This window comes from Vibrio sp. 1069, from assembly GCF_033340555.1.
The window spans coordinates 1-563 of sequence record NZ_JAWOWP010000744.1 but is presented as its reverse complement, the minus strand read 5'-3'; the positions used below and the strand labels follow the sequence as shown (position 1 = coordinate 563).

Annotated in this window: 2 protein-coding genes; both read left to right on the top strand. The window is 47.2% G+C overall.

The genetic code is table 11. From position 1 onward, the window contains the following. A partial coding sequence (locus R7040_RS28815) for a SecY-interacting protein Syd (RefSeq protein ID WP_318097943.1) occupies positions 1-157 on the top strand: 157 nt, incomplete at its 5' end. Positions 158-159: 2 nt separating this feature from the next. After that, on the top strand, positions 160-563 hold a 404-nt coding region (locus tag R7040_RS28810; RefSeq protein ID WP_318097942.1), incomplete at its 3' end, for a DUF2310 family Zn-ribbon-containing protein.

Sequence of the window (563 nt, the reverse complement as noted above, 5' to 3'; positions counted from 1 at the left end):
GACGGTGTTTATTGCTGCGACGGATGCAGAATTGGACGTGATTTCAATTTGTAACTTAACGGGCAATGTGATTTTAGAGCGTTTAGGAACAGATAAGCGCGAAGTGCTCGCAGAGAATGTTGTGGAGTTTTTGGCCAAAATTGAGGCTGCGGTGTAAGCATGTACGTTGTTGAGTTGCAATTTGAGTGTTTTGATAACACCACCGTCAGTGCGGTAGATAAAGCCATTAACGGTTTGATGGATGCGTTACGTTACAACGGCCAAGTGCTAGGTCGTGAATTCCCGATAGTGATGGGCGATGGTGAATTTTTTGTGCGCGTGGTTTGCCCGGAACAAGACAGTTTGCATCCGCGTTATCATTCAGATTTCGTTAAAGTGTGCATGAATCGTTTGTCGGATGCGTCTTTGCTTGCGCCGAAAATGCGTATGCTTGGTCGTGATTTAAATTCAGAACAAGCGGCCGAAGACGAAGCGCCAAGTTGGCAAGTGCTCTACACGACGTATGTGCACACGTGCTCGCCACTGCGCAGTGGTGAAACCTTGTTGCCAATTCCACTGTATCG